Genomic DNA, 26,041 nt, shown 5'->3' on the forward strand with positions numbered 1-26,041 from the left:
GTCGCTTAGTTTTGTTGCAGCAGTTTTATCAGTTGATCCCGGTTCGCCGTTTTGAATTGCTGGGCGTTGTCTTTGGTAATAATCGCCTGCGGCGTTGAAACCACGCGGGGAAGCGGCTGTCCGCCGATAACGCGCAGGGCAACGTTCATCGCCACTTCGCCCGTCAGTTCAGGGAAACTGTCAACCGTACCGGTGAGTTCTCCGCGCAGAATGGACGCATAGGCATCGGAAATACCGTCGGTGCCGAAGACCGCGACCTTATTCGTCAGGCCGGCGGCATGCACCGCTTCCACCACGCCCAGGGCCATATCGTCATTATTGGAATAGAAACCAATCAGATCGGGATGCTGTTGCAGAATGGTCGCGGCATTGTTGTAGGCGGTTTCACGGCTCCAGTTCGCCGGCACGCTGGCCACCACCTGGAATTTTTTATCGGCTTCGATGGTTTCACGAAAACCCTGCGTACGCTGGCGCGCCGCATATACCCCAGGTTGGCCTTCGATCACCGCCACTTTGCCGCCCTGCGGGCGATTTTTGATAAACCACTGGGCGACGCGGACGCCGTTGTCTTTTTGGACATTACCGACATAGTGAACCGCACCGGGCATGACGGCATCGTTAACGTTTATCACCGTGATGCCTTTTGACTTCGCTTCTTCTACGGCAGGCTCCAGGTTGGCGTCGGTTTGCGGTGAAACCAGCAGCCCTTTAAAACCCTGTGTAATCAAAGTTTCCGCGATGGCCAATTGACCCATCTGATCGTCTTCATTGGCCGCGGCTTGATACACCACGGTAACGCCGTACTGTTTAGCGGCATTGGCATACCCTTTGCCCAGGGTACGCCAGTATTCGTTGGTCAAGGTTTTCGACACGCCGCCGATTTTCAAATCCGGGCCGGCTTTGGGCACCGGGCCGAATTTGGCATCCAATTGAGCCCAGTCAATGCGATTGGGTTCGGTATCGGACTGAAGCGGAGGTAAATCCGCCGCATGGAGTAGAGACGAACTGAACACTGAAGCGGCAATAAGGGTAGAGAGGATTTTATTCATTATAGAACTCCTTCTTTTTAATTATTTTGCGAGCATGATGTCGTTCACGATGCGTTGCGTCGTCACCGCATCCTGGCGTTCGATGCCGGCCTGCAACCCGTCGTGCCCGAGCAGCTTGCCTGACATTTCCAACAGCTGTTTCACCGTCGAAATATTGAGTTCACATTCCCGTACCGGGTCAAGGCCGCTGGCATCCGGGAAGGTATCGAAATAATAGGCGCCGTTAAATCCGTCGCGTTGGAGCTGCCACAATAGTTCCAGCGTGGCGCGGGGATTGACCGAAGCCACCATCAGACCGTCATCGCGTTTGCCGTAACCGTCATTCAGGTGCAAGCCCAGGATGCGGGAACGGCGCGCCACCATGCCGGCGGCGAAGGCGGGGATTTCATCTGCGTATAGGACATGGGCGAAGTCGAGGGTAATGCCCAGATTGGCGTTTCCGGCCTCGGCAATCGCCAGCAGGCAGGTGGCCACGTTGGGGAAAATGCTAAAGGAACGGGGTTCATTCGGTTTATATTCAATACTGATGTCGCAGTCCGGCGCATAGTCGGCCACTTCCCGCACTGCGCTTACCGCCTGTTCCCACATTTTTTTGTAGTCGGCCTGAAAGCTGTAATCAAACCCGTCCTGGCCCAGCCAGATAGTCATCAGTTTGGTGCCGAATTCCCGGCCCGCATCGATGCCGCGTTTGGTAAGCTCAATGGCGTCGCGCCTCACTTTTTCATCGGGATTGGTAAAGGCGCCAATCTTATATTCAGGCTTGTCATAGCGCATCGCCATGCCGTTGACCACCAGCCCTGAGTCTTCAATCTGTTGCCTTTGGGCTTTTAAATCAGAATCGATATGTTGTGGATAGTTAAGGTCAAGATGGGTTAATCCTTTGACTTTAGAGGCTCTTTCCACCATCTGCATCACCGTGGGTTTACCCTTCATGTCTGGCCAGTAGGCGGAAGCTTTGGCGGCAAATGAGTTTAAACGTGTAGCAAACTTCAGTCCTGTCATGACGGTTCCCCTTGGGTTATGTACGTATTGTACTTTTCTATTTTACATTATTTAGTGAATTAGATAATCAAACTAGCACCGGGTTTCCGGCCGGGCAAGACAGGGCAGAACTATTGTTTATAAATAAGAGGTGATTCACAAAATTCCGGCAGCCGTTCTGCCGTTAAATCCCATAGCACCGTGCTTTTGGGCATGATATGTTTACGAATCAATAAAGTTTGCTAAGGAAACAGGGCTTCATGGTCAATCCCATCGATGATGCAAGCGCCATTGGTCCCCGCTTGCGTGATATGGTTTCGGTGCTGACCCCCTTGGAAGCGAAATTGGTCAACGCGGTACTGTCGAGCGGTTTCGATGAACACGTCGCGTTGAAAGATATCGCCGGTCTCTGCGAGATGTCAGAAGCAATGGTGGTTAAGACGGCAAAAAAACTCGGATTTGCCGGGTTTCGTGAATTGCGCAGCAAGGCCGCCGAATACAACCGATTGCCTATTACCGAGATGCACCAGGAACTCTCTCCCACGGATACGGCAAGGGAAATCGTCACCAAGGTATTTCGAACCTCCGCGCAGGCGCTGGAAGAAACCTTAGCGATTCTTGACATGGACGCTTTTGTGCGTGCTGCTGACCTGTTGGCCAAAGCGCAGCAGCGTGATTTTTATGGTTTCGGCGGATCGGCGCAAATAGCCCGGGACGCTGTACACAAATTTCTTCGCATTGGCGTACGCGCAACCGTTTATGACGATCCTCACATGATGCTGATGTCGGCATCGTTGCTGGGCGAGAAAGATGTCGTATTAGCCATTTCCCATTCCGGCCAGACCCAAAACCTCATTGAAGCGGTCAAGGCCGCCCAAGCCAACGATGTACCTGTCATCGCTATCACCAACTATTCAGAGTCACCCCTGGCCGGCCTGGCGGACACGGTTTTGTGTTCCACGGCGCGGGGCTCTCCCTTGACAGGAGAAAACGCCGCCGCTCGTGTGGCGCAACTCAATATTCTGGATGCCTTGTTCGTTGTCGTCGCCCAGCGTGACTACGCGCTGGCGGAGCTTCAGCTCAGTCGTACCATGATGGCGGTAGCCCACAAAAGAAAATAAGGCTTTCCAATCATCAAAGCCGACATCGTCACCCTTTCGAACTGGAATCGGCTCTGTCAACCCCAGCGGCAGTGATAGATTTCAACAGCCATAATTTTCCTCTTGCAGCCTTTCCAGAAAAGTACCGCCTTGCTTGCAAAGAATCCAAGCGTGTCGCAACTCTCATTTTCGAATTTTACGCAGGATCAACGGCGCCGTGTTTGTTGTGAGATTTAGGTGGAAGATTTACTGTTCATGTTTAATCAGTAAAGAAACATCAAATCTGATCTACACAGGAGGCTCCGATGAAGCACGCTGCAATCAGGCTCAATAAAACGTTTTTCAACCATTGCCCGCTTGAAATCGTCAACACGGAAGGGTTAAGCGCCGAATTGTTTCGCTATGAATCCGGCATTGAAGCGGTTCGGTTGAAAAACCGCCGGGGGCATCTGGTGGTCTTGCCATACTATGGCCAAATGATTTGGCAAGCCATGTTCGATGGCGTCGATCTCACCATGTCAAGCCGCTTCAAAACCCCGCGTCAGGCTGACGATATCGTCGGCACCTACGGCTGCTTCATGTACCATTCGGGGCTGTTGCATAACGGCAATCCGGGGGAGCACGACCGCCATCCTTTACATGGTGAAATGCCGCTGGCGCCGATGGATCGGGCGGGTATCGAGATGGGAGAGGACATTGAAGGGCCGTGGATGGCGGTGGTGGGGGAGCGCGAATACCTTATGGGTTTCGGTGATCACTATATGGCCCGTCCTCGCGTGGTGATTCGGCCTAATAAAGCGATCTTCGAGATTAAAATGGAGGTGGAGAATCTCGCTTTGGATGCGATGGATTTGATGTACATGTGCCACGCCAACTTCGCCTTCGTGGAAGGCGGCCGGATCATCCAGCCGACCAGCTTTGACCGTGCCGACACGGTGGTAAGAACCTCAGTGCCGGCCATAGTGCAAGCCAACGACGAGTACCTGGCGCGGCTTGCCAGGATGAAGGAAGATCCCTGTGCGACCGAAGTGATTGATCCTGGCCTGGGCTTCGATCCAGAGCTGGTCTTCTATCTGAAAAACCTGAAGAAAGCCGCAGACGGGCTCGTTCATGTCATGCTGCGCCGGCCCGGAGGCGATGCCTTTGCGGTGAAATACGACGCTGACGATTTTTCACACCTCGTCCGGTGGATTCTGGCCAACAACAAGCAGAAAGTCTGTGCCTTCGCGATGCCCGCCACTTGCGGGGTGGAGGGATATTACGCAGAAAAACAGTTCGGCAATGTACGTTCGCTGGCCGGCGGCGAAAGCGCAGGATTCAGCATTAAGCTCGGTTATTTGAGTGCGGCAGAGTCCGCAATGGAAGAGTCTATTATCCGGGCTTCTCTATAAGAGGTTTTGCCGTGATGACAAAACCGAGTTGTGAGCTGAATCAAATATGGGCACTTTTGTGAGCAATAAAATTTACTTTACTATTTTTTCTAGTAAAGTCGATTTTGCAGCAGGGACAATTCATGCGGTTTGTTCCAGATGCCGATAAGAGGTGCTTTAGATTAGCCATAGCACCTTTTATATTTACTAATTTCTAAAATTACGTGAATTACTTAATGTTTAGCTATTTCTACGGCACTGATAGTAAGCGTGGCTGGTTGCCTTGGTTTGTTGGCAGCGCCGTCTCGCAGGTCTTATATGCTAAACAGTACGATGCGCCAGTATATCAATGATAAATAAGGGGTATCAAAATGAATCGCCGCATGTTTATTACGTTAATGAGCATTTCTGTACTGATCTCTACGGCAGGGGGTATCGGCTGGCCGGGTTTCGCATCTGCCGCTGAGACTAAGACAATGGTTACCGTGGTCAAGGAAGCTGGCGTTCCATGGTTCAATATTCTCAATCAAGGGTTGGAAGAAGGCGGCAAGCAGTTCAATCTTAAAACATCCATGGTAGGGCCTGCCAGAGCCGACCCGGCTCAGCAGGTCAAGCTTATCGAAGATTTGATTGCTAAAAAAGTCGACGTGATCGGTCTGGTTCCCCTTGACACCAATGTCACCGCTCAGGTGGTGCAGCGCGCCCGCGATGCCGGGATCATGGTGATTACCCAAGAGGGGCCGAACCAGCCCGGCAAGACCTGGGACGTCGAGCTCATGAGCGCACAAGCCTACGGCGAAGCCCAAATGAAGGCGCTGGCCCGGGAAATGGGCGAGAAGGGTGATTATGTCATTCTCGTCGGCACCCTGACCACCACCGGCCACAATCAATGGGCTGATGCCGCCATCGCTTACCAGAAAGCCCATTATCCCAACATGAAGCTGGCCGCCGACAGGTTCCCGGGCGCCGACTTTATCGATGAATCCGAACGCGTTACACAGGATATACTCAAGGCTTATCCGAACGTAACCGGTATCATGTCCATGGGTTCCAATGGACCGATTGGCGTGGGCAACGTACTGAAGAGACGCCACCTCGAAAAGAAGATTGCGCTGGTGGGCACGACGATCCCATCCCAGGCGAAGGCTTACATCATGTCTGGCGTGATTCGGGAAGGCTTCCTCTGGAGCCCGAAGGAGGCCGGGCTGGCAATGACCGCCGTCGCGCGCCTGGCGCTGGACAATACCAAGTTTGAAACCGGTATGACGGTACCCGGCCTGGGCAAGGCCACCGTCGATAGCGCCAATCATGTGGTGATGGTTGATCGCATCCTGCTTATCACCAAAGACAATATCAACGATCTCATCAAGCTCGGACTCTAGCCGGCAAGTCTTGCAAGCATTGAGGGCGGCTTGGTTTCATGGGATCAAGCCACCCTCCCTGTGCCCTAAATAATCACAACCGGGGTATCTCGATGTCAGTCTTTTTACAACTCGATGGAATATCAAAAATCTTTGGCGGCGTTCATGCGCTCTCGAATATGAGTCTCCGACTGGAAAAAGGCGAGGTCCATTGCCTTTGCGGGCAAAACGGATGCGGCAAGTCGACGCTTATCAAGATTATGTCTGGTGTTTACCAACCGGAGCCGGGTGGGGTAATCACGATAGATGGAAATCAAATCGACCATTTGACGCCGGTAGAGAGCACCCGTCTTGGCGTTCAGGTGATTTATCAGGATCTTTCCCTGTTTCCCAACCTGACCGTGGCCGAAAATATCGCTATTGGCCTGCACGGGGGCGGGTTCAAACAGGTTAACTGGAAAAAAATCACCGGGCTTGCAGCCGACGCCATGCAAAGCATAGGCGTCTCGCTGCGTCTCAATGACAAAGTGGCCGATATCTCCATTGCCCAGCGCCAGCTGGTGGCTATTTGCCGGGCCATGGCCGCGGACGCTCGTCTGGTCATTATGGATGAACCTACCTCGTCGCTTACGCGACATGAGGTGGATGCGCTACTGCTGCTGACGCTACAGTTGAAGAAACGCGGCATCACTATTGTGTTCGTCAGCCATCGGCTCGATGAAGTCCTGGAAATCGCCGATCGTGTGACCGTGATGCGTGATGGCGTGAAACTCGGTACCTACGATGCCGGGGAAATGTCAGACCGTAAGCTTGCGACCCTGATGACGGGCAAGGAATTCAGCTACCAGTGCGAAGCAAAAGACCGGCCGGATACGGAGACGGTCATTGAAGTGCGGGGTCTCTCGCGCGCCGGCGAATATGAGGACATCAATCTGGATGTCCGGCGCGGGGAAATCCTCGGCCTGACCGGACTGCTGGGATCCGGGCGCACAGAGTTGGCACTGTCGCTGTTCGGCATGACGCGCCCCGATTGCGGAGAGATAGTGATAAACGGCGAGTCGGCGAATATGCGTTCCAATCGTGACGCCATTGAGCGGGGGATCGCTTATTTACCGGAAGACCGACTGTCGCTGGGATTGGTTCTGGAGCAGTCCATCAGCGCAAACATCACTCTGTCTGTGGTGGAATCGCTGGTAAATAAGGCGGGTCTGATCCGGGATGATTTGTACAGCGCTACCGTGCTGCATGGGATAGATGAACTGTCCATCAAGGCGGGAAATCCGGAGAATAAGGTGAAAACCCTTTCCGGGGGAAATCAACAACGCGTGGTGCTCGCCAAGTGGCTGGCTACCCATCCCAATCTATTGATTCTTGACAGCCCCACCGTGGGCGTGGATATCTCCGCCAAAGACGGTATCTATCAGGTGGTCCGAAACCTTGCCGCACGCGGCATTGCGATCATCATGATTTCAGACGAAATTCCGGAAGTGTACTACCACAGCGATCGGGTGCTCGTGATGCGCTTGGGGAGATTGTACGGTGAATATATTCCCGGACGCTGCTCGGAAAAAGAATTGAAAGAGGCCCTCAATGCGTGAATTTATCCAGCGTTTCGTGCATACGCATGAATGCCGTCTGCTGATCGTCGTGGTACTCATGGCGCTCTTCCTGTCAGTGCATTCCCCTGAATTCGCCACGTTGCAAAATCTGGTGGATGTCCTGGGAGCCACGGCATTTATCGGCATACTCGCGGCGGGCCTGCTGGTCGTCATTATCACCGGCGGAATTGATTTGTCATTTACCGCATCGGCGTCCATTGCGCAGTTCGCGGCGCTTACCGCGGCTAATCATTACGGGATAGGCTGGACCGGGGTATTTGCCATCGCCATCGGTCTGGGCGTTGTGCTGGGTTTGATCAATGGTCTGCTGGTGAACTCGCTGAGGACGTCGGCGATGATCATTACCATCGCCACCTTGAATGTATTCTTCGGCATCTTGTTGACCGTGACCGGCGGAGCAGACATTTTCGCCTTACCGGACTGGTTCAATGCGGGCTTTGAGTTTGTCTTCCATACCGATCCGAATGGCGATACCTATGCGGTGAATTTACAAATCATCGCCCTGGTCCTGGCTTTTCTGGCGACCTGGCTGCTGCTCAACAGAAGTAATATCGGCCGTCAGATCTACGCAATGGGAGGCAATCCGGACGCGGCCCAGCGCGTCGGCTTCAACGTCTACAGGCTCAATATGCTGGTGTATGGCTATATGGGCGCGCTGGCGGGAGTTGCGTCATTGGCGCAGGCGCAATTGGTGCAATCGGTGTCGCCTACCGCCCTGGTGGGGCGTGAGCTAGACGTGGTCGCGGCGGTTGTGATAGGCGGCGCGAGCCTTATCGGCGGGAGAGGCACGGTGCTGGGAACCCTATTGGGGTTGGCGCTGATCGCCATTTTGCAAAATGGCTTGATTCTGCTTGGCGTCTCGTCTTACTGGTCGCTGTTTAGCACCGGACTGGTCATTATCGCGGCCATGATCATGATGGCAATGGAAACCAAGAAGCGCCACAACAAGATCGTTGAACCGGGAGCAGTAGCATGACGCAAGGTAAAAGCACTCTTTATGGCAATATCCAGAACCGGGTGGGCGCCACCAACTCACGCCTGATTATCATGCTGGCGCTGATGGTGGTTGGACTGGGCATTCTGGAGGGGGGCAAGCTGTTCGGCCCCGCCGGGCTGAGGTCCATGGCCTTTCAGCTCCCCGAACTGGGATTCCTGGCCCTGGCCATGATGATTCCGATGCTCTCGGGCGGCATTGACCTGTCCATCATTGCGACGGCGAACCTATGTGCGCTGGTGATAGCCTACATGCTCACGTCCTGGATCCCGGGAACTCATGGTGTCGTCTGGGGGTTGATCCAGGCAGGGGCATTATTTGTGGGATTATTACTGGCCGCGCTGGTGGGTTTGCTCAACGGGGTGTTGGTAGCCTATCTGCGGGTTCCGCCCATGCTGGCTACCCTTGGCACCATGACCGCGGTGAAGGGTCTTGCCATCGGTTTCAGCCATGGCAATGTCATTACCGGTTTTCCAGAGCCGGTGGTGTTTATCGGCAATGGAAGCCTGTTGGGCGTACCTATCGCACTGATCATTTTTGTCATTGTCGTCATCCCTCTGAGTATTTTCGTCAACAAGACCCCGCTGGGCAGCGCTATCGCCATGATCGGCTCAAACGAGCGGGCCACCCGATATTCCGGTATCGACACGCGTCGCAGCCTGGTCTGGGTATATTTGCTTTCTGCACTCTTGTCCGGCGTCGCGGGGGTCATCATGATGGCGCGCTTCAATTCGGCCAATGCCGCTTACGGGGAGAGTTATTTGCTGATTGCCATTCTGGCCGCCGTGCTTGGCGGCGTTGATCCGCTGGGTGGCTTCGGCAAAGTCAGCGGCGTAATCCTGTCGCTGGTGATACTGCAATTGATGTCCACCGCGTCAATCCTGCTGGATCTCAGTCAGTTCATCACTCTGGCATTATGGGGGGCCATCCTGATCCTCGTTTCCGGTAGCGTCGTCTTAAAGGACTGGATATCCGCAAGATCAAAGACGTCGAGCAAGGTCGCCAAAACGTAGCACCTTCCCTATTTTGAACACGGTTTCCCCGACGTTCCGGCAGACCAAAAAATGTTCGGCCCGCCGGCCGCCGATAAGTGGCTTTGCTAAGCCCTGCCGGAGCATGCGGCGCCGAGAACGGTATGGACACCGGTTATCGAGCAACTGATGCCCCGGCCCTTGGGCATCATCTTCAAGAGTATTCGGGAAACGCCTGTAGTTTTTCCAGGGTGGGGAAAGAACCCTGTCCACCGTAATTTTGCACAGAATAAGCGCTGACTTCCGACGCAAAGCGAATAGACTCGGCCAACGGCAAGTTTTTGATAATGCCATAGCTCAACGCGCCGATATACGAATCACCGGCCCCTGTGGCATCGACCACGTTATCGCATTTGACCGCCGGGAAATGGTTGTTTACCTCATCTGAAATGACAACCGATCCTTTTTCGCCGAGGGTGATGATAACGGATTTCCGCACTCGGCCCTTTAACGTTGCCGCTGCCTTAAAGGCATCCTCAGGAGTATTGACTTGATAACCGAGCATAAACGACGCTTCTGTTTCGTTTATCACCAGGAAATCGACCTTACTTAGCATCTCGTCTTCAATAAACCTGGCGGGGGCATTATTCAATAAGATAATGCAGTTATGGTGTCGGGCCCGGTCAACGACTTTTTTCACCACATTCTCGGGGATTTCAGATTGCAGGATGACTAGCGGAGCGTCGGCGAAAAAATCATCCTTGATATCTCTGACGTCCAGGTGATAGTTGGCACCTTTGATGATGGTACTGCAATAATTCCCGTCCTGCAGTATTTGTACCAGTCCCAAGCCAGAGGCGCCGCATTGTTTGATATCAAAGCAGGATATATGATTCTCCTCTAGGGATTTGATTAACTCCTGACCGAACAAATCCTCACCAACGCAACCCACCATCCTGACATTTAGCCCTAGGCGAGCGCATTGTACCGCCTGATTCCCCCCTTTACCGCCCGGCATCTGATAAAGGTCCTCGCCATTAAAGGTCTCTCCGATAAAGGGAAGCCTTGACTGTTTAATCAGAATATCGAAGTTTAAACTTCCGACCACCAGTACGTCAGTTTTCATAATATTTCCCCAAACTATTTTCAAATTCGTTTCGATTGCACTGAATCACGTGTTTTTTGTAAACTATCCTGGCTTTTTTGACCGCGTTCGTTGGCCAGAATGGTAAAAAGAGCATCCAGGATATTAAGATGGACAATTCGGGTAGAAGCATTTTCTCCGGTAATGGGATTATTTTTAACCGATGAAATAATCGCATAATCTGACACTTGAGTGACCGGACTATTGAAATAATTTGTAATTGAAACCGTGTCAGCACCATTTTCACGCGCCGTTTTCAGCATATTGATGACATCCGCCGTTTTCCCTGAATGGGAGACAGCAAAGAGTATATCCCCCGGTTTCATTAATGAAGCAGACATTTGCTGCATATGAGAATCGTAATAAACGTTTGAAAAAATGCCTATCTTAAGAAGCTTATGGTGGAAATCATCACAGATGGACCTTGAACCACCGCACCCAGCCAGGATAATCTTATTATTTTCGTTGAAATTTATTAATAGTAAGGCGACCTGATTAAATACTTCAGAATTAATGAGAGTCAATGATTCCTGGAGCGCCAGAATTGAATTCAAGAAAGTACGTTCCAGTATATCTTCATAGCGCGCAGAAATATGAAAATCTTGCTGTAGACTGTCTTGATCTGAGGCGCTGATTTCGCTAATGGAGTTTTTTAGCTCATGAAAACCGCTACAACCTAATTTTTTTGAAACTTTAGTAATGCTAGCAATACTCACCTTGAGAAATTTCGAGACTTCATTGATGCGCATTGTCGAAATGACATCGGGATTATTCTCGATAAAATGCGCAATTGACCGCTCTTTTTTGCCCAAGGTAGGCGCAAGGGTTTTAGCGTAGAGTATTATTTCCCTTCCTTTTAAGCTCTGATGCATACGTATTGTTACCTTGTTTTTAAAAGAGCGCAGCTAAAAATATTACTCAAAATTTGATTTATGCACTATTGCTATCAAAATATCATGTTTGCAAGTTGATAAAGTGTTATGCATATCACATTTATAGTGGTTAAACTCATTTTTTTAATTTTTTATTTTACTCATAGTGAAATTTTTTAGGCTCTATAACGCCTGTAAAAAAACTTTAAGTGTTCATGATTTTTTTGTTTTGAAAAGACCCCTCTATCACCTATAAATAACGACATTATTAACAAGCAAGAAGGAATTTTTCATGAAATTTTCATCCCGGATTAATTCATTTAAAGCCCGTCCGGAGCTTTTTTTTGATACAAACAAAATTGATACAGTGGACCTCATCAAACGGATGTCTTCCGTTAAAGGTTTGACTCATGTTGAATTGAACTATCCTGAACATTTCTTACAAAATGATATCGCTGAAATAAAAAACGCTATTGAAGAATCTTCATTGAAAGTGGGCGGAATTGCGCTTCGCTTCCAAAAAGATTTCAATGATGGAGAGTTCGCCAACCCAGACGCGGAGTTAAGGGAAAAAGCGATACAAACCACTCTTGATGCGGTTAACGTGTGTCGCGAACTGGGTGGTGACACGGTGACCTTATGGTTTGCCAACGATGGTTTCGATTATCCATTCCAATTGGATTATGAACGCGCCTATGCCAATACGGTGGATGCTTTTAAACGGATCACCTCAGAAAACCCCGACATGACCTTTAGTTTTGAATATAAGCCCTATGAACCACGTACTTTTTCGTTAATAGGCGATGTCTGTTCTACCCTGATGTTGTTGGATGATGTTGGGCAAAAAAATCTCGGTATTACCCTTGATTTCTGCCATATGATCATGAAAAAGGAGAACCCGGCCTACTCACTGTTTCTTTCCGCGCAGCGTAATAGGCTGGTGGGCTTCCATTTGAATGATGGCTATGGTCATTTTGATGATGGGCTAATGCTCGGTACCGTACATCTTCTACAGACTCTTGAATATATCTATTATGCGAAAAAATATAAATTTGATGGACTGGTTTATTTTGACACTTTCCCCAAGCGGGAAGACCCGGTGAGAGAGTGTGAACAAAATATCAAAATGTATAAGATATTGTCAGATTATATAGATTCCGTATCTATGAATGAAATAGATTCAATTATCAAGTCCCAGGATGCCATTAAAATCCAAAGCTTGCTTTTGTCTCTCATTACAAAAAAAACATCGCTGTAATAAAAGCTTAGGTTTGATAGATATCTCTCTATTTCCATAATCTTTCATTAGGCATTGCTGTAGTAATGTCCGGAGGCAACATGTTAGATAAAATTGGATTACCCAGAAACTTATTGTGGGGCTATATCGGCCTCACCCTTTTTATGGTCGGGGACGGGGTAGAGCAGGCATGGCTCTCCCTTTATCTTGTGGAAAAAGGCTTGCACGTTTCCGATGCTTCGTTCTTGATGACATTCTATGGTGTGACGGTGACGCTGGCAGCCTGGCTATCTGGTGTGTTGGTTCAGACCCTAGGACCGAGAAAAATAATGTTGGCCGGTTTATTGGCCTTTGTCGTAGGTAGTATTGGATTCATCGGTCTAGGCATGCCCATGCTGAATATGCATATTATGCTGCCGTTTTATGCCATTCGCGGATTTGGCTATCCCTTGTTTGCCTATTCATTTTTGATATGGATTAACTACAGCTCCCCCCTTGAAAAACGCTCCACTGCGGTAGGTTGGTTTTGGTTTACGTTTTCGTTGGGTTTGAGTGTTGTAGGGCCGTTCTATTCTTCTTTGGCACTCCCGGTGATGGGCGAGATAAACGTTCTTTGGTCGGGGGCTATCTTTGTGGTTATCGGATCTGTCCTGGCGATTTACGTCAATAAAGATAGGGTTCCCGCCGATGAAATCCACCCCTTTTCGCTAGCCGAATTAATGACCTGCATAACGATATTAAAACGTCCAAGAATTGCCACCGGTCTGGTGGTAAAGTCCATAAACGGCATTGCCCAATATGGGCTGGCAGTATTCTTGCCGATCTATCTCGCCGGGTTCGGCTACTCAAAGACAGAATGGCTGCATATGTGGTCGGCTGTGTTTATGGTCGCTATCTTTGCCAATTTGTTTTTCGGTTTTTTTGGCGACAAATTCGGCTGGCGCAACACTATTATGTGGATAGGCGGCGTCTGCTACGCGATTGTGTTGATGCTGGTTTGGCTAACGCCGCAGCTTGCCGGGCATAATTTTTACCTCATGACCTTTGTGCTGTGCCTATGTGGCGTGACCATGGCGGGATATGTGCCGCTTTCCGCGCTATTCCCGCTGCTGGCGCCGGATAATAAAGGGGCAGCGATGTCGGTATTGAATCTGGGCGCCGGTCTTGGAGCCTTTCTGGCTCCCGCCATCGTCGGTATATTTTATGCGCCGTTGGGGGCGGGAGGGGTACTGGCGATTTACGCTGGGCTTTATATACTCAGCGCCGTCCTGACCCCATTCCTGAAAACGCCGCAAGAAGTCGAGCATGTGGTGCTGCTGAACAACAAAACGGTTTAACCACGCCACTGTTCTGTCATAAAGACCGGCCTGAGAGCGAGGCCGTTTTCTGGGAGGACGGTTGTCGCCTTGGCTATTTCGCAACCATGATGGACATATCTTCTCTTTTGAGCCTCGCAGCGCTGGTATAATGCTGTCCTCTCCAGAAGCCCAGATTAACGCTGCATTGCTCGGCATGGGGATTGCCGAAGTGGGAATCCACCATGCATGACCATATTTACGCAGCGGCGAACTCAAGCTGGTCCTCCGTCAGTATCACCATCCGGGCGATTATAAAATGGTAATACAGTATCCGCATCGTGCATTGCCGGCTGCCAGGGTACGCGTAACGGTTGAGCATTTGCTGGAGACATTCGCACATGATGAGAGGTTACATATTCCATTAGAGTCCCTTGCGGAATTCGAGGCGTAGTATATTGTGCATATATAGTTTAGAGCCGGTACAGATATTTCTTGGTGGTCCAGGCGAGGGGGTTAAGGCGTTTGCAGCATCTTCGCCTCATCATCAGTCAGAGTGATGGAGAGCGCCGCTATCGCGCCATCAATATGCTTGGTTTGGAGCGCTCCTACGATCGGTGCGGCGACCACGTGATTGCCGCTGAGCCATGCAAGCGCTGCATCTCTATTTATCACCGGAGCTCGATAAAACGTTTGGCTCTGTTATGCGGAATCCTTACCGTACCCCTGCATAACCCATAATCGCAATGTCCGTAGCATGTTGATAAATTTATAATATATTTAGGGAGCATCCAGTCCGTGTCTGCAGAAATTTTGGATACAAAAAAGAATATATAACAAACCTGCGCTGAGGCAGGTTTGTTGAAGATGCGGCAGTGGTGGTATCAAGATAAATTGAAGCTTGAAATAACTAATCTTTTTCACCGAAGCCACGGGCAAATTCCGTTTTAAGTTCATCCATCAACTCATGCTCATCCTGACCGTCGCACAGCAAATCAATGGTGGTATTTCCTTTCACGCCGGAGCCTAATATACTCATCATCCCTTTAATCGGGATTTCCTTCCCGTTGTTTATCAGAATAAGCGATGAATTATATTTTTTTACTATTTTGGCTAAACAAGCAGCCGGCCGGGCATGTAATCCCGTACTGTTTATGACTTTTACGCTTTGCCTGATCATACGCCCTCAGATTGTTTAGGTGCACCTTAAGATGCTTTACGAATATAACGATGACCTTTATTCATCATCAAAATTTTGCCGTAGACATCCTCTTCAACCGCGGATTTTGCGCGCGCCATTACGCGGGCCAGGTTAGCCTCATTGTTATTATCAACATAGGCTTTACCTACTGATGTTATAAAGGCCTTTCGCAAGTCGCTGGCGATATTTACTTTGACAACATTGTAGTTGACGAAGCTGCGCAGGATATCCTCATGGATGCCCGAACCGCCATGAATAACCAGCGGCACCGGGGATACCGCGGCAATGCGCTGGAGCAATGGTATGTCAATGCGGGGAATATCTTCCAGACCGTGGACGTTGCCCACCGAGACCGCAAGCAGGTCGCAACCCGTTTGCTCGACGAACGTCTTTACCTTTTCAGGCTCGGTTTTGCAATCGGCTTCGCTGACGTGATCGTCTTCTTTGCCAAGAATAGCCCCCAGTTCCGCTTCAACAGGGATACCGAATGATTTACAAAAATCGACCGCTTCACGGGTAAAAGCAATATTTTCCTCAAATGAAAACGCCGCGCCGTCAATCATCACCGAGGTGAAACCGGCGCGCACCGCTTGTTTCACATCGTCCAGCGATTTACCATGATCGAGATGCAAACTTATCGGAACATCCATTTTAGCGGCATGCCGCTTAACAATCTCATAGATGTAATCATAACCCGACAATTGGGCATTGGTTGGTGCTATCTGAATAAAATTCGGTAATCCGGAGCGTTCAATAGCATTCAGGATTGAAATGGTGGTTTCAAGATTGGTGGTATTAAAAGCGCCGGCAAGCACTTTCTTTTCGCGAATACGGTCGAGCAGGATCTTTCCATTAACTAATGGCATAGTATTTTCCTCGGTTATAGTTGCTAATATAAAAAAGAAATAGATTAACTAACTCGGATTTTTTCAACGGCTCATAAAATAATGCGGCAATGAAGGCATTATTTTATTTATGCATTGGGCGGAAACATCCCGCGCCGGCTTAGCCTATTGAGCAATAACTCCTTCTTGCTGAAGTTTGAATCGATAAAACGCCCGCCAGCGTATTTGAAAACGTTGCAACGCCTGATATCGACGCGCATCCGGACTATAACGGGCGGCGACGGTCACTTCCGGCGGCGTCAGCGCCGGACAGGCGGTAAGCAGCGCCCCGACCGAAACGGCCTCATCAAAAGCTATGGCGTCCACCGGGCGTTGCAAAATATCCGCCTTAAGTTGCAGCCAGAGAGGATTACCTGTGGCCGGGCCGATCACTTTCAGCGCTTGCCCGGCGGGGACGTTAAAGCAGGCAAAGCAGTTCGCAAATTCCATCGCCAGTCCCAGCGAAATGCCGGCGATCAGCGTATCGATGGTCAGGCTGTCGCCCAGACCGTACAGCAGCCCCCGGGTATGGCGGTTCTTATGCGGCGACCCCGAGCCGCGCAGGTGGGGAATAAAGACCGGAATATCCTCAAACGTCCACTCCTCTTCCAGGTAATGCTGATAACCGCGTTGCAGTGCGGCCTCGATTTCGGCGAAGGTAAACCGAAAGGTTTTGCTTAGCCACTCCAAGGCAAAACCGCCGACCGGCAAAGAGGCAAACAGGGTATAAAGACCCGGTAACGAATAACGGCCGTTGGCAAGCTTGTCCCGGCTCGCCTGTATGCCCAACGTAGGCCGGGAGTTGAGCAGCAGAATGCCTTCCGTGGTTCCCGTTGAGTTCAATACTTCTCCCGTCCTCATTTGCAAGGCCCGGGCGCCCGCCATATGGTCGTGTCCGGCCAGCGTGACGCCGACGGGTCCGCTAAAGCCTAATCTGTCGCCCAGTTCGCCGGTGACCCGACCCGCATTCTCGCCCGGCGTCAGCAGCGGCGCAAAGGCGGCGAACGGCAGCTTGAGAATGTCGGCTGCTTCCCGTGACCAGGTACTCTGGCGGACATCAAGACACAGTGTGCGGCTGGCAAGCGTGATATCGGTGCGTCTTTGCCCGGTAAGCCGCCATAGCAGTAATTCAGGGGCATGCAGCCAGCAGAGGTCTTTCCGGTCATGCAATTGATAGCGATCCATCAACCAGCGCATTTTGAACGCGGAGTAATTACTGTGCGGCGGCAATCCGCTGATGGCATATAGCCTTTCGCTTTCCGCCTCGCTCAACGCCGCCAGATATTCTTCGCCACGACGGTCATACCAGGCCAGCATCGGCGTCAGGATTTCTCCCTTATCATCAATGAACACACCCGATTCACCAAAGCTGGCAATACTGATGCGCGCCACCGGCAGCGGTGATTCCGCCGCCAGGCCGGACATTGCCGCCATAACCTCCAGCCACAGCCGGTCGACATCAAAATCAACCGCGCCCTGCGCCGATATCAGTTTGGGAGTCGCAAATTTTCTGGCTCCCAGCCGCGAGGCATCCTGGCAGGAAAAGCAGGTGACTTTACAATTGGTGGTACCGATATCAATGACGATAGCCGCGCTGCGATCAGGCATATACGGTTCCCCTGGTCAGACGGAACACGCCATACAGCACCAGGCCGATTACCGGTACCAACCCTATGGCGATGATGTTGCCGTTAAATATCTCAAGCAGCCAGAAACGGAAGGGATTGCCGCCATCCAGGAAACTGGAAACCTGTCCGCTCGACCCTTCGGCGAATTTAAAGTTGACGTCTTTCGCCATGTGGGTGATAAACGGCGCAATCTTGGTGGCTATCCACAAATCGGCGGCAATGACCGGAATCGCTCCCAACAGGGTACGGAAGATATTGCCGCGGCAGGCCAGGGCTATCATTGATGCCATGACCGCCAGATTCGCCAAATCCCCCAGCGGCAGTACTTTATTCCCCGGCAGCACAAAAGCGATGAAAACCGAAATAGGCGTCAGCAACAGCGCCGTTGAGATAATCGCCGGATTACCCACCGCTACCGCGATATCCAGCCCGATGTATAAATCATCGCGCCCAGGATATTTGGCATTAAGGTATTTTTTGATGGCCTCCGAAAGCGGCAGCAGGCCTTCCATCAGGATGCGCACCATACGTGGCAGGATAAACATCACACCGCCGATACTGATACCCAGTAACAAGATATGCTTGAAATCATAGCCGGCGATAACGCCCAGTAGTACGCCCAGGATGGTGCCCACCATCATCGGCTCACCGAAAATGCCGAGTTTCTTCTGAACGGACTCCGGGTCGATATGAATACGGTTAATTCCCGGGATTTTTTCGATAATTTTGTCCACCAGCAGCCCGACGGGGAAGAATACCACCGAGGAAAGCGTCGGCAACGAAATCCCCTCCAGACCGAAGTACTTCTGCACCATCGGCGCCGACCAGTCCGCCAGTTTGAGTACCACCACCGCGGCGATGCCGGCGGCCAACAGACCTAACACAAAGCTGCCGGTACTGTAGTACACCAGAGTGCCGGCCAAGGCGAAGTGCCAGTAGTTCCACATATCCACATCGACGGTGCGCGTCTTGTTCAACGCCAATAACGCAACGTTAATCAGGATGGTCAGGGGGATCACGAAAGGCGCAATCGGCGACCCCCAGGTAATGGCCGACAGCGGCGGCCAACCCAGATCCACCACCGGCAGATTGATACCGGTGCGTTCCACCATGGCCTGAGCCGCGGGCCCCACATTGCTGGTCAGAATATCGAAAATGGCATATATCCCCACAAAACCGATACCGACGGTGAGGGATGAACGCAGCGCTTTGGCCGGCTTTACTCTAAAGAACAGAGCGAGGATAAACAGTACCAGCGGCAATAATACGGTCGGGCCGAAACCCAGAATGTATTGCACTACTGTATATAGGGTATGGGCTATTTCATTCATGGCAAACCCCTGCTTCAGACGTAACGGGACCTCGCGTTAGCGCCTGTATAAATTTATCGGATTGGGTTAAATAAATTATTTTTGAGCTTTCAGGATCGATACTATTTTTTCCAGCACCTTATCCTCGCCGATACCCGTAATTATAGGCAGGCCATTAACGACCGGAATATCCAGTTCATACGGGACTTTCGTGGTGGATACCACGATAGCTGCGCCCTCGGTATTGCTTGGCAGAGAGGCGACATTCGTTTGTGAATAATTAACATCCAATCCTTGTTCCTTGCAGTATTCCATTACTTTTTCGGCAACGGCAGTGGACGTCGCGATGCCGGTGGCGCATACAAATAAAATAGTCTGGCTCATATTTCACCTCGTTCATTCAATTTATCAAAAATAGCCTGGTGAATTTGTTCATTACTCATGTCGAGTAATTGCTGCATAAACCCGCCATCCTGAATCAGATCCATTATCCAGCCCAGCACATTAAGTTGCTTGTTACTTTCACTCAGCGCCAGTAAGAAAACAACGCGTACCGGCACTGGATCCGGCTCACCACCCATATCAGCGAAGATCACCGGTTCCGGCAGAACACCGAGGCCAAAGGCGTTGCGGCGCACATGACGGTGATCGGTATGTGGTATCGCTACACCAACCGGCTCGGTAGGCAGACCGGTAGGAAATATCTGCTCGCGCCCCAGGACATGGTCGGCAAAATCCTCGGCCACCTGCCCGTCTGCAATCAACGGCTGCGCCAGTTGGCGGATGAGCGCATCGACACTCATACCCGCCGGGAGGTGTTGCACGTACTCGGATTTGAATTCAATCCCCTGCATAAATTCCTCGCTAATCACGTTAACTCTACGATTTCCAGGTTTGATAACAACCGGGGAATTGTCAAAACGGCCTCAACTCACATCCCGGCGTTGCAGGATGGTGCCCAGGTAGTATTTATTACCTTTCAGCCAGACATTACCGAACTCAACCGGCAATGTGCGGGAGAAAAAAACCAGCTGCTCCAAATGTAATACCGGCGCTTCGTCGCTAATATCCAGAAAATGCCCCCGCTCATTACCAATTAACCGCGCCGCGTAGCGGCTTTCCGAATAGCGGATTTTTTTCTGAGAAAGACGCTCAATTGTTGGAAACAAATTCTCCTTGTTAAAATCCACGTCAGTAATACCCGGACAAAGCTCAATATTAATGCGGTTCTCAATCAGCATGGCTTTTTCATCGCCAATAGAGCGCAGGCGTTCAAGATATAAAATGTCCTGCCCCGGTTTTATTTGCAGCTTCTCAGCGACAAACCGGTTGGCCGGTTCAATACGTGACGTTACCACGCTGGTGCTGAAGTTAATTTTTTGACTTTCAAGGGATTCGGCAAACGACAATAATCCTTCACCCAGAGGGTAAGCAATATTCTCCTTTTTGACAAAGGTGCCTTTTCCCTGAACCTGAACCAGCGTCCCTGCTTTAACCAACTGGGCGACCGCTTTCTTTACGGTGCCCCGGCTGACTTCCAGCATGTCCATAATCTGGAATTCGGAGGGAATACGGTCATCCTCCACCAACTCCCCGGTGTAGATACTCTCTCTTATCCACTCCGCCACCTGCTGATAGAGTGGGATCTGGGAATTCTTACTGAGTGATTTCATGGCGCGCACCTGAACATCCTGAGTTGTCTATAGACAATTATGTACAACTTCCCGACTATAATATGCATAACGGCGAATGATGTGATCGAGAGGAGTCACATTTTCAGGGACTGGATTATGATCAAATAAAAGTGATGTAAGTCACATTAATATAAAAGACAGCGCTCCCGAGAATGCTGGCGGCTACGAAGCCAAACTGGCTTACGATGGGGGCGCAGGCTAAATCACTTTACGTGCAGTGATCCTAACCAGCAATAACGGGCACCCGCGATGGCGTCGCGAGTGGCGGGGATGGCCAAGATTTTGTTTTTGAAATCAATCGCGCGCCAGCGGGCAAAAAGCAGTTCGCCGGAACGGAAAACAGATTCGGCAGAGCGGTGAAATGTCAGGTTTTCAGTTCCGTCACCGGTAGATGACCAATCACCGGGGGAATATCAGCGGATAAGCGCCTAAACCGAGACGGGATTCTTTGCCATTAATACGATACTTAAGATACCAGAGACGGGTGCCGCCAGGCAGGGGGGACGCTTCAATCGTCCCCGTCAAGAAGCGCTATGCCTGTCGGCTGACAAAGTTACGGCATTGGCCGAATACAAGCAGGACAATCCCTGGCTGCAGCCTGGCACGATCTGCACTCTTTTACGTCTTTACTTCGCCTTCGTGACATCGTTGTCCGGCCGATTTGTCAGGATGGTGTTCGCGATCATGTGAAATAGATGATCGGCCCGCGGCGCGAAACCGGATTGGTCGGCGATCCAGGCGAGCGCCGACATAAGGGCGAACAGGTCGGTCCCATCCATATCGGCGCGCGCCGTTCCCTCGGTCTGAGCACGGAACAATAGGCGCGCCCCAGCTGAGTGCACCGCTGCACATGTAGCGTAGAGCGCGGACTCCGGGTCTGCGTGTGCGCTCGCCATCAAGGCGACTACGCCGCTATAGCTTTGGACGAACGTCACCCCTTCGCGAAACCAGGACACGAGCGCTTCGTCAGGGGGATTCGACGTTTCGAGCTCGCTTGCCTTATGCGTTAGTGCGTCGAGATTCGTACGCAGCAACGCGTCGAACAAGGCTTCCCGCGTCGGGAAATGGCGAAACAGTGTGGCCAATCCAACGTCGGCTCGGCGAGCAATATCTCGCATGGACACATCGGCACCATGCTCGGCGACGGCATCACGCGCGACTGCAAGAAGGTGGCTGTAATTTTTTTTGGCATCGGCTCGCATAGGGCATCTTGACAAACGGATCAGTGTTCCATATATTAAATATGTGGATCGGTGATCCACATATTACATCACCTGGCGGCATTTCTCCAGCTGCCGTGCAACTCTAATGAAAGGGTTCTTGATATGACAAGACTGAAAGGAAAGACCGCCGTGATCACCGGTGGCGCTACCGGCATCGGCCGCGCAGCGGCAAAGCGCTTCATCGAGGAGGGCGCTTTCGTCTTTATCTACGGCCGCCGGCAGGAAGCGCTCGACGCCGCTGTGGCCGAGCTCGGACCCAATGCCCGCGCGGTGAAGGGGTCGGTCTCGGATGAGGCCGACCTCGACCGTCTCTACGCGGCGGTGAAGGCCGAACGCGGAACCCTCGACATCGTCTTCGCCAATGCCGGGGCGGGAAGCCCGCTTGCGCTCGGCAAGATCACCGCCGAGCACATTGACGAAACCTTTGACACCAATGTGAAGGGTACGATCTTCACAGTCCAGAAGGCGCTGCCGCTGATGGGGCAGGGCGGCTCGATCATCCTGACCGGATCGAGCGCCGGCACCACGGGCGCTCCGGAATTCACTGCCTACAGCGCGAGCAAGGCGGCAGTGCGCAACCTCGCGCGGACCTGGGCGGAGGACCTCAAGGGCACCGGCATCCGGGTCAACGTGCTGTCGCCCGGCGCGACGGCGACCGAACTGGCGAAGGCGGCGCTGGGCGAGGAGGGCCAGAAGGCCTACGGTGCGATGACTCCGCTCCAGCGCATGGCCGATCCCGCAGAGATTGGGGCCGTGGCCGCCTTTCTCGCGTCGTCGGACAGCAGCTTCATGACCGCCAGCGAAGTCGCCGTAGATGGCGGCCTGGCACAACTCTGACGCACTACGCCCACCGGGCGCTCCGTTCGATCGTTCGTAGCGCCCGGTGGGCGCGGTGTGCCCCAAGGAGAATATATGAGCTACGCAATTATCGGCTTCGGCAATATCGGCCAGAGCCTTGCCAAGGCGTTTGCCCGCAAGGGCATCGAAGTATTCATTGCAACGACTCGCGACCCCGAAAGCTTTGCTTCCGTAGCGGCCGCGATTGGACCGACGGTCATTCCTAAAAAACTGGCGGAAGCGGTCAAGGCGGACATCGTCTTTTTGGCTGTCCGTTTCGTGTCGCATCAGGATGTTGCAAAGGCGCTGTCCACCTGGCAGGGGAAGACTATCGTCGACGTGACCAATGCCTACGGCGTGCCCCCTGAGGAACTGGGGGGGCAGCCTTCTTCCAAGTTCGTTGCGCAGGCCTTCTCTGGTGCAAAACTGGTCAAGGGCTTCAATCATCTGGTCGCTGCCGTACTTGACCAGGATCCGGCCGTGCACGGTGGCAGGAGAGTGGTGTTTCTGGCGAGCGACGATGACGGCGCCGCAGCGGAGATTGGTGCGCTTGCGGAAAATCTCGGTTTCGCGCCGATCACACTTGGCGGCCTTTCAGAAGGTGGGCTGCTTTTGCAGGCACGCGGAAACGAATGGGGTCGGCTGATCTTCAAGGATCTGGTCAAGTTCGACTGAGCCGGGCCGAGAGAATGTTGAGGCTGACTCGGCGGCCCACGTCAATCGAGCCGTCTACGGACGGCTGAAGCCCGGTGGGTTCTACGTGATAGTCGACCACGCCGCCACCACCGGGGCGGGCACGAGCGATACCCAATCGCTGCATCGCATTGACACTTTGTCCGTCCGTAAAGAGGTGGGGGCGGCCGGCTTTATATTGGACGCGGAAAACACAATTCTCGCGAACAAGGACGATCCGCACTCCATCACAATGATTTTACGGTTGAAGATACCATCCCCGAGGTACGATAACACCCGCGTTTTTTCACCACATACGACATTACGCAACATCCCAGATATATACTTCATATGGTCCAGTCACTTTCCGCTTTGTCGCTGATCGAGGTACTTGTTCGCCTTAAGCTGTCAGGTACGGTTACTCTTTCCATGTGTGCCAGGATGCGACGATAACATATCGGTAGTGTTTCGTTTATTGCGTTTTTCGTTTATTTCGATTATTCTTTCAGCAATAGTTAATCGATGGAGATATGATGATGACGAATACTACGCTGACCGGACTGGCTCTTCCGGCAAAACATGAAATAGAAACGGCTACACGTGGCCAGCGTGCCTTGGCCGCTTTCCTTTCAACAAAGCTTGAGACGCAGCAGATTCTGATTAAAGACGCGGATGACGTCTCACACCAGATCGAACTACCTACCGCGGCCTTAACGTTGCTAATGAATGTGTTGGGTGAGCTGGCTGAAGGTAATGCCGTACAGGTTGTGCCGGTGCATGCCGAACTGACGACGCAGGAAGCTGCAAATATCTTAAATGTTTCACGGCCACACATGGTGAAATTACTCGAAGATGGCCATCTACCGCATCACAAAACCGGCCGACACCGTCGAGTGTTGTTTGCAGACTTGATGGCCTACAAAAATGAGCGCGATGCTAACAGCCAAGAGGCTATGCAGAAGCTTGCGGCACAGGCTCAGGAACTCGGGTTAGGTTATTGACACATGATGCATTCACCTTATCCCGTAGTACTTGATGCCTGTGTGCTTTATCCGGCAATACTGCGCGATCTGCTGATGCATTTAGGTTTGGCCGGTTTGTACCAGCCTAAGTGGTCTGAGGTAATTCATGATGAATGGCGGCGTAATCTGTTGTTACAGCGAAGCGACATCAACCCAGAGGCACTGGCACGAACAACGGATCTAATGAATCTGGCGCTGCCTGATGCAAATGTTACTGGATTTGAAACGCTTATCGAGGGTATCTCATTACCTGACCCCGACGATAGGCACGTTCTGGCTGTGGCAATCCGTTCGAATGCTGATGTGATTGTGACTCTGAACTTGAAGGATTTTCCAAGTGGAGTCTTGGCAGGATTTGGTATTGAAGCACTTCACCCAGATGATTTTATCTCGGATCTCTTTGATCTGAATCACTCGGTTGCGCTGAATGCCGTCAGATTACAACGCAACGCATTAAAAAACCCGCCAATGGCGACTGAAGAATTCTTGGAGATGCTACTCAAGCAGGGACTCCCCATGACGGTCAAGGCTCTTAGAAATTACCAGTTTATGATTTAGCAGGTTTTAAGCGGTGGTTTTGTCTCACTGAAGTTGCTCAAGAAGTGTGGGCATATGAAGGACCGGGATTCAGGAATCTCTGATTGAATTCAGCACTGAACCCGGAAGTGATCATAAGCCGGTTTTTCCTCATATTGCTGAGCCTAATTCGTGGAAAAGAGCAGCAAAACAGCAATTTCAAAAATGGGCGGGGTTGAATCGGGAATCACTCAATTAACCTCATGAGCATACTGGCATGGTGCCAGTGAATGGGCACTTAGGATTTTGAATTGTCTAAATATTTGTCTAGCGTTGAGATGAATAAGCTCATTAAACAGCTAAATAGAATCGATTGTGACCGGGTTGATTTTAATTATATCAAGGACATGATAGCTAAATTAACAAATGGACTGACTATGGTGCTTCAAAATCAAGGTGGCGCCGATTCTATGTATAGAATTAGACGTTTTGCGTCTACTAAAATTTCCAACGTAAGCGAGGTTTTCGCACCTCCTTCATCTGCTGTTATCAATTTTCAACGTTGTAACGGTCCTGGTGAGCCCAAATTTTATGCTGCATCAACTCGAATGGCTGCTATTAAGGAAAGCCGTGCTGAAGTTGGAGAAGTAGTGTATCTAGGACATGGATAAATCATGGAAGTTATCCAGTGAATGTCGTGCTGACTTCGCAAATTACGCCGCATGATTTCGTTTACGAGGAGGCAGAAAAAGTACTTTATCCTTATTTTGAATCGTAATGAGATTTTCAGCTATCGCTATAAAGTGTGAAAATCAAGAAAGCAAAAAGCCCGCATCAGTTCCCTGAGCGGGCTTTTCTAGAATTTTGGCTCCTCTGACTGGACTCGAACCAGTGACATACGGATTAACAGTCCGCCGTTCTACCGACTGAACTACAGAGGAATTGCAAAGTGGTTGGCATGATAGCGGGGGACCGGGTTCATGTCAAAGGGGGGAAGGGCGAAAAATCACTGTTTGCTCATAGATTGCGCATCTGACGGACAATAATGACATTTTAACCCG

The 26,041-nt window shown here is 51.3% G+C and carries 26 protein-coding genes and 1 tRNA gene; 14 read left to right on the top strand and 13 right to left on the bottom strand.

What is annotated here, in order from left to right:
* Positions 1–5: 5 nt before the first annotated feature.
* A complete protein-coding gene (locus tag ACL2XO_RS12480) occupies positions 6–1,049 on the bottom strand; it encodes a substrate-binding domain-containing protein (protein WP_413742849.1) in 1,044 nt (347 codons plus the stop codon).
* A gap of 21 nt (positions 1,050–1,070) precedes the next feature.
* On the bottom strand, positions 1,071–2,051 hold the full coding sequence (locus tag ACL2XO_RS12485; protein ID WP_413742850.1) for a sugar phosphate isomerase/epimerase family protein: 981 nt from the start codon (positions 2,049–2,051) through the stop codon (positions 1,071–1,073).
* Positions 2,052–2,290: 239 nt separating this feature from the next.
* Between ACL2XO_RS12485 and ACL2XO_RS12490 the strand changes: the two genes are divergently transcribed.
* The 6 genes from ACL2XO_RS12490 (at position 2,291) to ACL2XO_RS12515 (ending at position 9,487) form a co-directional block, all read left to right on the top strand.
* A complete protein-coding gene (locus ACL2XO_RS12490) occupies positions 2,291–3,151 on the top strand; it encodes a MurR/RpiR family transcriptional regulator (RefSeq protein ID WP_132922110.1) in 861 nt (286 codons plus the stop codon).
* Positions 3,152–3,435: 284 nt separating this feature from the next.
* Positions 3,436–4,521 carry a DUF4432 family protein gene (locus ACL2XO_RS12495; RefSeq protein ID WP_413742851.1) on the top strand — a complete coding sequence of 362 codons (1,086 nt, stop codon included), beginning with the start codon at positions 3,436–3,438 and terminating at the stop codon, positions 4,519–4,521.
* A 455-nt stretch (positions 4,522–4,976) separates the two neighbouring features.
* Entirely contained in the window at positions 4,977–5,882 is a 906-nt protein-coding gene (locus tag ACL2XO_RS12500; protein WP_243701426.1) for an autoinducer 2 ABC transporter substrate-binding protein, read from the top strand.
* A 92-nt stretch (positions 5,883–5,974) separates the two neighbouring features.
* Positions 5,975–7,459, top strand: coding sequence for a sugar ABC transporter ATP-binding protein (locus tag ACL2XO_RS12505; RefSeq protein ID WP_413742852.1), 1,485 nt, complete (start codon positions 5,975–5,977; stop codon positions 7,457–7,459).
* The gene (locus ACL2XO_RS12510; protein ID WP_413742853.1) at positions 7,452–8,456 is read left to right on the top strand and encodes an ABC transporter permease; all 1,005 of its coding nucleotides are present in this window, start codon (positions 7,452–7,454) and stop codon (positions 8,454–8,456) included. Before ACL2XO_RS12505 ends, ACL2XO_RS12510 begins: the two co-directional genes overlap by 8 nt.
* Positions 8,457–8,527: 71 nt before the next feature.
* Positions 8,528–9,487 carry an ABC transporter permease gene (locus tag ACL2XO_RS12515; protein WP_413743057.1) on the top strand — a complete coding sequence of 320 codons (960 nt, stop codon included), beginning with the start codon at positions 8,528–8,530 and terminating at the stop codon, positions 9,485–9,487.
* A 172-nt stretch (positions 9,488–9,659) separates the two neighbouring features.
* On the opposite strand, the gene ACL2XO_RS12520 is transcribed toward ACL2XO_RS12515, so the two are convergent.
* Together ACL2XO_RS12520 and ACL2XO_RS12525 are read right to left on the bottom strand one after the other, a co-directional pair.
* Complete coding sequence (locus ACL2XO_RS12520) at positions 9,660–10,571, bottom strand: ribokinase (RefSeq protein ID WP_413742854.1); 912 nt, start codon at positions 10,569–10,571, stop codon at positions 9,660–9,662.
* 20 nt (positions 10,572–10,591) lie between these two features.
* Positions 10,592–11,461 (bottom strand): SIS domain-containing protein, encoded by an 870-nt coding sequence (locus ACL2XO_RS12525; RefSeq protein WP_413724131.1) that lies wholly within the window; start codon positions 11,459–11,461, stop codon positions 10,592–10,594.
* Positions 11,462–11,753: 292 nt separating this feature from the next.
* Between ACL2XO_RS12525 and ACL2XO_RS12530 the strand changes: the two genes are divergently transcribed.
* Both ACL2XO_RS12530 and ACL2XO_RS12535 read left to right on the top strand, forming a co-directional pair.
* Entirely contained in the window at positions 11,754–12,719 is a 966-nt protein-coding gene (locus tag ACL2XO_RS12530; RefSeq protein ID WP_413742855.1) for a sugar phosphate isomerase/epimerase family protein, read from the top strand.
* A gap of 80 nt (positions 12,720–12,799) precedes the next feature.
* Positions 12,800–14,035, top strand: coding sequence for an MFS transporter (locus tag ACL2XO_RS12535; RefSeq protein WP_413724133.1), 1,236 nt, complete (start codon positions 12,800–12,802; stop codon positions 14,033–14,035).
* An 868-nt stretch (positions 14,036–14,903) separates the two neighbouring features.
* Here ACL2XO_RS12535 and ACL2XO_RS12540 read toward each other — a convergent pair.
* The 7 genes from ACL2XO_RS12540 to ACL2XO_RS12570 form a co-directional block, all read right to left on the bottom strand.
* Complete coding sequence (locus tag ACL2XO_RS12540) at positions 14,904–15,173, bottom strand: HPr family phosphocarrier protein (protein ID WP_132922100.1); 270 nt, start codon at positions 15,171–15,173, stop codon at positions 14,904–14,906.
* 26 nt (positions 15,174–15,199) lie between these two features.
* Positions 15,200–16,060, bottom strand: coding sequence for a class II aldolase (locus ACL2XO_RS12545; protein WP_132922099.1), 861 nt, complete (start codon positions 16,058–16,060; stop codon positions 15,200–15,202).
* A gap of 144 nt (positions 16,061–16,204) precedes the next feature.
* On the bottom strand, positions 16,205–17,686 hold the full coding sequence (locus ACL2XO_RS12550) for an FGGY-family carbohydrate kinase (protein ID WP_413742856.1): 1,482 nt from the start codon (positions 17,684–17,686) through the stop codon (positions 16,205–16,207).
* Positions 17,679–19,037, bottom strand: coding sequence for a PTS galactitol transporter subunit IIC (locus ACL2XO_RS12555; protein ID WP_413724136.1), 1,359 nt, complete (start codon positions 19,035–19,037; stop codon positions 17,679–17,681). Before ACL2XO_RS12555 ends, ACL2XO_RS12550 begins: the two co-directional genes overlap by 8 nt.
* A 75-nt stretch (positions 19,038–19,112) precedes the next feature.
* Positions 19,113–19,400 carry a PTS sugar transporter subunit IIB gene (locus ACL2XO_RS12560; protein WP_132922096.1) on the bottom strand — a complete coding sequence of 96 codons (288 nt, stop codon included), beginning with the start codon at positions 19,398–19,400 and terminating at the stop codon, positions 19,113–19,115.
* A complete protein-coding gene (locus ACL2XO_RS12565) occupies positions 19,397–19,870 on the bottom strand; it encodes a PTS sugar transporter subunit IIA (protein ID WP_413743058.1) in 474 nt (157 codons plus the stop codon). The genes ACL2XO_RS12560 and ACL2XO_RS12565 overlap by 4 nt, the downstream gene beginning before the upstream one ends.
* Positions 19,871–19,942: 72 nt before the next feature.
* Entirely contained in the window at positions 19,943–20,689 is a 747-nt protein-coding gene (locus ACL2XO_RS12570; protein WP_132922095.1) for a GntR family transcriptional regulator, read from the bottom strand.
* Positions 20,690–21,247: 558 nt separating this feature from the next.
* On the opposite strand from ACL2XO_RS12570, the gene ACL2XO_RS12575 reads away from it, so the two are divergent.
* Positions 21,248–21,400 (top strand): hypothetical protein, encoded by a 153-nt coding sequence (locus ACL2XO_RS12575; RefSeq protein WP_413726924.1) that lies wholly within the window; start codon positions 21,248–21,250, stop codon positions 21,398–21,400.
* On the opposite strand, the gene ACL2XO_RS12580 is transcribed toward ACL2XO_RS12575, so the two are convergent.
* Positions 21,337–21,912: a TetR/AcrR family transcriptional regulator gene (locus ACL2XO_RS12580; protein WP_413724137.1), complete on the bottom strand. Its 576-nt coding sequence runs from the start codon at positions 21,910–21,912 to the stop codon at positions 21,337–21,339. The genes ACL2XO_RS12575 and ACL2XO_RS12580 overlap by 64 nt on opposite strands.
* Positions 21,913–22,035: 123 nt before the next feature.
* Here ACL2XO_RS12580 and ACL2XO_RS12585 point away from each other — a divergent pair, with 123 nt between their 5' ends.
* From ACL2XO_RS12585 to ACL2XO_RS12605, 5 genes are all read left to right on the top strand, one after another.
* A complete protein-coding gene (locus ACL2XO_RS12585; RefSeq protein WP_413724138.1) occupies positions 22,036–22,770 on the top strand; it encodes an SDR family NAD(P)-dependent oxidoreductase in 735 nt (244 codons plus the stop codon).
* Positions 22,771–22,845: 75 nt separating this feature from the next.
* Positions 22,846–23,445, top strand: a complete 600-nt coding sequence (locus ACL2XO_RS12590) for an NADPH-dependent F420 reductase (RefSeq protein ID WP_413742857.1) — start codon at positions 22,846–22,848, stop codon at positions 23,443–23,445.
* 533 nt (positions 23,446–23,978) lie between these two features.
* Entirely contained in the window at positions 23,979–24,443 is a 465-nt protein-coding gene (locus ACL2XO_RS12595; protein WP_413726925.1) for a helix-turn-helix domain-containing protein, read from the top strand.
* 3 nt (positions 24,444–24,446) lie between these two features.
* Complete coding sequence (locus tag ACL2XO_RS12600; protein ID WP_413724140.1) at positions 24,447–25,022, top strand: putative toxin-antitoxin system toxin component, PIN family; 576 nt, start codon at positions 24,447–24,449, stop codon at positions 25,020–25,022.
* 296 nt (positions 25,023–25,318) lie between these two features.
* The gene (locus tag ACL2XO_RS12605; protein WP_413742858.1) at positions 25,319–25,651 is read left to right on the top strand and encodes a hypothetical protein; all 333 of its coding nucleotides are present in this window, start codon (positions 25,319–25,321) and stop codon (positions 25,649–25,651) included.
* A gap of 194 nt (positions 25,652–25,845) precedes the next feature.
* Here the strand turns inward: ACL2XO_RS12605 and ACL2XO_RS12610 are convergent.
* Positions 25,846–25,921: transfer RNA gene (locus ACL2XO_RS12610), tRNA-Asn, on the bottom strand.
* Positions 25,922–26,041 lie beyond the last annotated feature (120 nt).

This window comes from Sodalis sp. RH15 (genome assembly GCF_047324255.1).
GTDB classification, from domain to species: domain Bacteria; phylum Pseudomonadota; class Gammaproteobacteria; order Enterobacterales; family Enterobacteriaceae; genus Acerihabitans; species Acerihabitans ligni.

Bases quoted from the DNA above. Each gene is read 5' to 3' on its own strand.
- ACL2XO_RS12480 (WP_413742849.1), bottom strand. From the start codon at position 1,049: ATGAATAAAATCCTCTCTACCCTTATTGCCGCTTCAGTGTTCAGTTCG.
- ACL2XO_RS12485 (WP_413742850.1), bottom strand. From the start codon at position 2,051: ATGACAGGACTGAAGTTTGCTACACGTTTAAACTCATTTGCCGCCAAA.
- ACL2XO_RS12490 (WP_132922110.1), top strand. From the start codon at position 2,291: ATGGTCAATCCCATCGATGATGCAAGCGCCATTGGTCCCCGCTTGCGT.
- ACL2XO_RS12495 (WP_413742851.1), top strand. From the start codon at position 3,436: ATGAAGCACGCTGCAATCAGGCTCAATAAAACGTTTTTCAACCATTGC.
- ACL2XO_RS12500 (WP_243701426.1), top strand. From the start codon at position 4,977: ATGGTTACCGTGGTCAAGGAAGCTGGCGTTCCATGGTTCAATATTCTC.
- ACL2XO_RS12505 (WP_413742852.1), top strand. From the start codon at position 5,975: ATGTCAGTCTTTTTACAACTCGATGGAATATCAAAAATCTTTGGCGGC.
- ACL2XO_RS12510 (WP_413742853.1), top strand. From the start codon at position 7,452: ATGCGTGAATTTATCCAGCGTTTCGTGCATACGCATGAATGCCGTCTG.
- ACL2XO_RS12515 (WP_413743057.1), top strand. From the start codon at position 8,528: ATGCTGGCGCTGATGGTGGTTGGACTGGGCATTCTGGAGGGGGGCAAG.
- ACL2XO_RS12520 (WP_413742854.1), bottom strand. From the start codon at position 10,571: ATGAAAACTGACGTACTGGTGGTCGGAAGTTTAAACTTCGATATTCTG.
- ACL2XO_RS12525 (WP_413724131.1), bottom strand. From the start codon at position 11,461: ATGCATCAGAGCTTAAAAGGAAGGGAAATAATACTCTACGCTAAAACC.
- ACL2XO_RS12530 (WP_413742855.1), top strand. From the start codon at position 11,754: ATGAAATTTTCATCCCGGATTAATTCATTTAAAGCCCGTCCGGAGCTT.
- ACL2XO_RS12535 (WP_413724133.1), top strand. From the start codon at position 12,800: ATGTTAGATAAAATTGGATTACCCAGAAACTTATTGTGGGGCTATATC.
- ACL2XO_RS12540 (WP_132922100.1), bottom strand. From the start codon at position 15,173: ATGATCAGGCAAAGCGTAAAAGTCATAAACAGTACGGGATTACATGCC.
- ACL2XO_RS12545 (WP_132922099.1), bottom strand. From the start codon at position 16,060: ATGCCATTAGTTAATGGAAAGATCCTGCTCGACCGTATTCGCGAAAAG.
- ACL2XO_RS12550 (WP_413742856.1), bottom strand. From the start codon at position 17,686: ATGCCTGATCGCAGCGCGGCTATCGTCATTGATATCGGTACCACCAAT.
- ACL2XO_RS12555 (WP_413724136.1), bottom strand. From the start codon at position 19,037: ATGAATGAAATAGCCCATACCCTATATACAGTAGTGCAATACATTCTG.
- ACL2XO_RS12560 (WP_132922096.1), bottom strand. From the start codon at position 19,400: ATGAGCCAGACTATTTTATTTGTATGCGCCACCGGCATCGCGACGTCC.
- ACL2XO_RS12565 (WP_413743058.1), bottom strand. From the start codon at position 19,870: ATGCAGGGGATTGAATTCAAATCCGAGTACGTGCAACACCTCCCGGCG.
- ACL2XO_RS12570 (WP_132922095.1), bottom strand. From the start codon at position 20,689: ATGAAATCACTCAGTAAGAATTCCCAGATCCCACTCTATCAGCAGGTG.
- ACL2XO_RS12580 (WP_413724137.1), bottom strand. From the start codon at position 21,912: ATGCGAGCCGATGCCAAAAAAAATTACAGCCACCTTCTTGCAGTCGCG.
- ACL2XO_RS12585 (WP_413724138.1), top strand. From the start codon at position 22,036: ATGACAAGACTGAAAGGAAAGACCGCCGTGATCACCGGTGGCGCTACC.
- ACL2XO_RS12590 (WP_413742857.1), top strand. From the start codon at position 22,846: ATGAGCTACGCAATTATCGGCTTCGGCAATATCGGCCAGAGCCTTGCC.
- ACL2XO_RS12595 (WP_413726925.1), top strand. From the start codon at position 23,979: ATGACGAATACTACGCTGACCGGACTGGCTCTTCCGGCAAAACATGAA.
- ACL2XO_RS12600 (WP_413724140.1), top strand. From the start codon at position 24,447: ATGATGCATTCACCTTATCCCGTAGTACTTGATGCCTGTGTGCTTTAT.
- ACL2XO_RS12605 (WP_413742858.1), top strand. From the start codon at position 25,319: ATGAATAAGCTCATTAAACAGCTAAATAGAATCGATTGTGACCGGGTT.